General features: G+C 74.0%; 6 protein-coding genes. 2 read left to right on the top strand and 4 right to left on the bottom strand.

The window, feature by feature from the left end; all coding sequences use genetic code 11:
• Positions 1-1,434 (top strand): DEAD/DEAH box helicase family protein (locus tag FOE67_RS16060; protein ID WP_498370703.1); only part of this gene is annotated, 1,434 nt, incomplete at its 5' end.
• Positions 1,435-1,506: 72 nt separating this feature from the next.
• Here the strand turns inward: FOE67_RS16060 and FOE67_RS16055 are convergent.
• Positions 1,507-2,160: a hypothetical protein gene (locus tag FOE67_RS16055; protein WP_182664861.1), complete on the bottom strand. Its 654-nt coding sequence runs from the start codon at positions 2,158-2,160 to the stop codon at positions 1,507-1,509.
• Between the two features lie 47 nt (positions 2,161-2,207).
• Between FOE67_RS16055 and FOE67_RS16050 the strand changes: the two genes are divergently transcribed.
• Entirely contained in the window at positions 2,208-2,396 is a 189-nt protein-coding gene (locus FOE67_RS16050; protein WP_182664859.1) for a DUF5703 family protein, read from the top strand.
• A 151-nt stretch (positions 2,397-2,547) separates the two neighbouring features.
• Here the strand turns inward: FOE67_RS16050 and FOE67_RS30445 are convergent, their stop codons facing one another.
• The 3 genes from FOE67_RS30445 to FOE67_RS16035 form a co-directional block, all read right to left on the bottom strand.
• Complete coding sequence (locus FOE67_RS30445) at positions 2,548-3,411, bottom strand: chaplin (RefSeq protein WP_182664857.1); 864 nt, start codon at positions 3,409-3,411, stop codon at positions 2,548-2,550.
• Positions 3,412-3,589: 178 nt separating this feature from the next.
• A complete protein-coding gene (locus FOE67_RS16040) occupies positions 3,590-3,823 on the bottom strand; it encodes a chaplin (protein WP_182664863.1) in 234 nt (77 codons plus the stop codon).
• A gap of 186 nt (positions 3,824-4,009) precedes the next feature.
• On the bottom strand, positions 4,010-5,102 hold a 1,093-nt coding region (locus FOE67_RS16035), incomplete at its 5' end, for a M20/M25/M40 family metallo-hydrolase (RefSeq protein ID WP_182664855.1).

Here is a 5,102-nt window from a genome sequence, read left to right as displayed (position 1 = left end):
GGCGAGGACACCGCGGGGACGGGGCACGCCGAGTCGGCGGTGCCCGTGCGGACCCTGGTGGGCACCGAGCGCTGGGCGGTCGCCGAGGAGTCGCTGGCCGACGGCCTGATCGGCCTGGCCACGGGCTCCCCGACCGAACGACCGCGGCTGCCCACCGAGCCCCCCACCGGCCCCGACGGCGCGGGGGACGGCGACCCCACCCGTCCGCGGGCCGGCTCCTCCGCCGCCGAGCTGTGGAGCGCGGTGCGCGACCACGGTCTGGTGGTGCACACCGGCGGCGAGGCCGCCCGGGCCGAACCCCTCGCGGTGGTCGCCGCCGTCCGGGCCGCCGGGCTGCGGGCCGGGGTCGTGGTGCACGACCCGGACGGCGTGCGCCGTGCCGCGGGCGGTTTCCCCGACCTGCCGGTGGCCACCTGCTCCGGCCTGCTCACCGGCCGGGAGGGGCCGGGACGGGACGAGGAGGGCGACCTTCCCCTGGATCTGCTGGCCGTGCTGGACGCCGAACTGCTGGACACCGAGGCGGCGGCCGCCCTGGTGGAGGCCCTGCCGGGGGGCGCCCGTCTGATCCTGTCGGGCGACCCCTACGGGCTGGAGTCCGCGGGGGCGGGCGCGGTGCTGCGGGACGTGCTGGCCGCCGCCGCCCGGGGTCTGTGTCCCTCCGTGGTCTCCCGCACCCCGGACCCGGGACCCATCGGGGAACTGGTCTCGGGGGTGGCGGTCGGCGAGCTGACCCCCGTGGAGGCACCGGACCGGGAGGTCGTGGTGGTCACCGCGCGCGACACCGGCGAGGCCGTCCACCGCACCGTGCAACTGGTCACCGGGTCCATCCCGCGCGCCTTCGGTGTGAATCCGGCCTCGACGGTCGTGATCGTGCCGGGTGAGGACGGACCGGTCGGCGCCGCCGCGCTCAACGCCGCGCTGAAGGCGGCCGTCAACCCCGGCCCCGGCCGGTTCGGCGGCTTCGACCCCGGTGACCGGGTGGAGTACCGGGAGGGTCCCGGTCGGTACCGTCCCGCGGTGGTGCTGGAGGGCACCCCGGAGGGGCTGCGCCTGGCTCCGCCCGGCACGGACCCCTCCCGGGCCGGGAGCGGTGAGGGCGCCGGGGAGAGCACGGCCTCCGGCGACACCGTGACCGTGCCCCCGGAGGCGGTGGCGACCTCGGTGCGGCACGGCTGGGCGGTGACGGCCCGGCGGGCGGCGGGACGGCGCTGGCCCGCCGCCGTGGTCGTGGTGCCCGGCGACGCGGGGCGACGGCTGGACCGGGGGTGGCTGCACACCGCCTTCGGGCGGGGGGAGCGCCACCTGTCCGTGGTGCAGGGCACCGGCGGCGGGGCCGCCGCAGCGGTCGCCGTGCCGCGCCGGGTGGAGCGCGTCACCCGACTGCCCCTGCTGCTGGGCAGGGCGGTGCCCGCCGGCGGCACCCCCGCCCCCTGAACGACGCGCCGGTGGGGACGCCCCCTCGGGGGCCTCCCCACCGGCGCGGACGCCGTCCGGTGCCAACGGCTGCTAACGGCCCTCGATGTCGTCCTCGTCGAAGGCGTCGCTGATGTCGAACCGGCAGATCACCCGCTCCGGGTCGACCGCGTCGAACGGATCGCGCAGCCACTCCCCCGGCTCGGCGGGCTCCTCGGCGGCGGTGACCCAGGTGGTGGCGTCGCCCTCCTCCAGCCCGAACTCCTTGTGGCGGCTCGCGATCTCGTCCGGCTCGTACTCCCCGAACAGGACACCGAGGGCGGCGTGCAGGCTGTGCTCGGCGGCGACGCCGCGCACCTCCTCCTCGTTCACGGAATCCGGGTCGAGATCGGTGATCTGCTGGGCCCGGGCGATGAGGCGCCGGGAATCGTTGACGGTGTAGTCCCGTCGGATGAACACGCTGATCGCCTCGGGTTCGCCGGGTCCCTCGTACCCGGACGCCCCCTCGGACAGCGGCACCTCGAAGGGGGTGACCTCGTCGTAGGCGTCGTACAGCAGTTCGTCATAGACCTCGCCCGCCGCGGCGAGTTCGTTGAAGGCGGCGAAGACGGCGGCCGCCGCCTCGGCGTCGTCCTCCCCCGCCGCCGCCCGCCGTTCCACGGCGGTGAGGTGCCGATCCAGCGCTTCCTTGAGCGCCTCGGCTGCGGCTCGTACCTCGGCAGCCCCGGGCTGCACAACATCAGACATGGTGCAGACGGTATCGGGAAGAGGGGCCTGCCCGCACAATGGAGGCGATGCCGGAATACGAGTTTCGTGATGTGTACGTGCCCCGGGGGGTGTCCCGCTCCGCCACCACCCGGCTGTTGACCGAGCAGGCCGAGTACGGCCACTGGGAGCTGCACCGGTTGCGTCTGTACCCGGATGGCAGCAGAAGGGTGCGCCTGCGCCGGCGGATCATCCGTCAGGTGCGGGCCACGTGGTGACGAGGACGATCCGCGCGGATCGTGGATGAGGGGGCGGCCCGGGGCGCGGGCCGCCCCCTCATCGGTGCCGGCACCGGCCGTGTCGACACGGCGACGGGGCCCCGCGGGCGCGGGACCCCGTCCGCCGGGCCGAGGAGCCCGGGAGGTGCGCTCAGGCGGGCTGCCCGACGCGGTTGCGGCGGTAGAGCACCGCGCCACCGGCCAGCAGGCCGGCCGCGGCCAGGCCGGCGGCGGCCAGGGGCAGCTCGGAGCCGGTCTGCGCGAGGGAACCGTCACGCGGCGCGGAGACGGCGACCGGGGTCTCGTCGTCGGCCTCGTCACCGCCGCCCTGCGGGGCGCGCTCACGCGGCGTCTCCTGCTGCGGGGTCTCGGAGCCCGGGGTGTCGGGGGTGTCGGGGGTGTTCGGCGTCTCCGGCCCACCCGGGTTGCCGGGAGTGCCCGGCCCACCCGGGTTGCCGGGAGTACCGGGCTCACCGGGAGTACCGGGGGTACCGGGAGTGCCCGGCTCACCCGGCTCACCCGGCTCACCCGGGTTGCCGGGGTTGCCGGGGTTGCCCGGCCCCGGGTTCTCCGGCGCGGGCGGGACGTCACCGCCACCGGACACGTTGGTGCAGCTGTTGCCGACCGCGGGGTTGAGGATCCCCACGACGTCGATGGTGTTGCCGCAGACGTTCACCGGAACGTGCACCGGCACCTGGATGGTGTTCCCGGAGGCGACACCCGGCGAGTTGGTGGAGGCCCCCTCGGCCACCGCGCCGTTGTTGCCCTCGGACACGTTGGCACAGGTGTTGCCGACGGCCGGGTTGAGCAGGCCCACCACGTCGATGGTGTTGCCGCAGACGTTCACCGGAACGTGCACCGGCACCTGGATGGTGTTGCCGGACAGCACGCCCGGCGAGTTGGTGGCCGCCCCGGCCGCGTCGGCGTTCGCGAACGCCGTCCCGCCCCCCGAGAGCGCGAGCACGCCGCCCGCGGTGGCGACGGAGATCAGGCCCTTCCTGGTGACCTGTCGCATGGTGGTTCCCCTGCCTTGATATGCCTCGTCGAAGTTGCTGATGGACCGCTTGTCGGTCCCGGGGCGGCGGGGCGCTCGAGGTCGCGCCCGCGCCGCGCGGATACCCCACGGCCCCGGAGCGCGGGTGAGCACCCCGGGGCCGCACGGTGTCAAGCCCGCATGGGAATGGGGCGAAGCGTCAGAGGTTGACGCAGACGTTGCCGAAGGCCGGGTTCAGGATCCCGACGATGTCGATGGTGTTGCCGCACAGGTTCACCGGAACGTGGACCGGGATCTGGACGACGTTGCCGGAGGCGACACCCGGGGAGTTCACCGCGGCGCCCTGGGCGTCGGCGTCCGCGACGGCCATGCCGGCACCCGCCAGAACCAGACCACCGGTGGCGGCGGCGACGGCGGCGACCTTCTTGATCATTACTTCCTCCTCGTAGACATCGCGGCCCCGTTGAGGGCTGCACCAGCTGTAACGAGGGGGGATGGAGGGGGGCACGAGCCCGAGGACTCATTCACCCTTCCTGATCATGGCTCGCACGCCCGACCGACCCGCCGCGGGCAGGTCGCGGGGGTCGGTCGGGCGGGGCGAATACGGGAAATTCGCAGGTCAGCAGCGGTCGATGAACCGGTCGAGCACCCGGACACCGAACTGCAGGCCATCCACCGGTACCCGCTCGTCGACCCCGTGGAACATCCCGGCGAAGTCCAACTCCGGGGGGAGCTTCAGCGGGGCGAACCCGAAACCGCGGATCCCGAGGTCGTCGAAGGACTTGGCGTCGGTGCCGCCGGAGAGCATGTACGGCACCGCCCGGGCCACCGGGTCCTCGGCCACCAGGGCGGTACGCATGGCGTCCACCAGGGCCCCGTCGAAGGTGGTCTCCAGCGCCTTGTCGCTGTGCACGTCCTCCCGCTTCACCCGGGGGCCGATCAGCCGGTCGATGTCGGCGAGGAACTCCTCCTCGTACCCCGGCAGGAAGCGGCCGTCCACGTGCGCCACCGCCTGGCCGGGGATGACGTTCACCTTGTACCCGGCGTCCAGCTGGGTGGGGGCGGCGGTGTTGCTCAGCGTCGCACCGATGATCTTGGCGATGCCGCCGAGCCTGGCCAGCGTGGCCTCCATGTCCTCCGGGTCCAACTCGACGCCGAGGGCGTCGGAGAGCTCGTCCAGGAAGGAACGGACGGTCTTGGTCACCCGCACCGGGAAGGTGTGCCTGCCGACCCGGCCCACCGCCTCGCACAGCTCGGTGATGGCGTTGTCCCGGTTGACCATCGAGCCGTGACCGGCGGTGCCGTCCACGGTCAGCCGCATCCAGTGCATGCCCTTCTGGGCCGTCTCGATGAGGTACAGGCGCAGATTCTCGTTGACGGTGAAGGAGAAGCCGCCGACCTCGCTGATCGCCTCGGTGACCCCCTCGAAGAGATCGGGGTGGTGATCCACCAGGTACCGGGCGCCGTGCGTGCCGCCGGCCTCCTCGTCGGCGAGGAAGGCCAGCACGATGTCGCGCGGGGGCCTGCGGCCGGAGCGCAGACGGTCGCGCACGACCGCCAGGGTCATGGCGTCCATGTCCTTCATGTCCACCGCGCCCCGACCCCACACGCAGCCGTCGGCGATCTCACCGGAGAAGGGGTGGTGGGTCCAGTCGGCGGCGTTGGCGGGGACCACGTCGGTGTGCCCGTGGATCATCAGGGCGGGGCGCAGT

This window comes from Streptomyces calidiresistens (genome assembly GCF_014141525.1).
Classification (GTDB): Bacteria; Actinomycetota; Actinomycetes; order Streptomycetales; family Streptomycetaceae; genus Streptomyces; species Streptomyces calidiresistens.
The sequence above is the reverse complement of the archived record's forward strand: the minus strand, read 5'-3'. Positions and strand labels throughout refer to the sequence as shown.

Bases quoted from the DNA above. Each gene is read 5' to 3' on its own strand.
- FOE67_RS16055 (WP_182664861.1), bottom strand. From the start codon at position 2,160: ATGTCTGATGTTGTGCAGCCCGGGGCTGCCGAGGTACGAGCCGCAGCC.
- FOE67_RS16050 (WP_182664859.1), top strand. From the start codon at position 2,208: ATGCCGGAATACGAGTTTCGTGATGTGTACGTGCCCCGGGGGGTGTCC.
- FOE67_RS30445 (WP_182664857.1), bottom strand. From the start codon at position 3,411: ATGCGACAGGTCACCAGGAAGGGCCTGATCTCCGTCGCCACCGCGGGC.
- FOE67_RS16040 (WP_182664863.1), bottom strand. From the start codon at position 3,823: ATGATCAAGAAGGTCGCCGCCGTCGCCGCCGCCACCGGTGGTCTGGTT.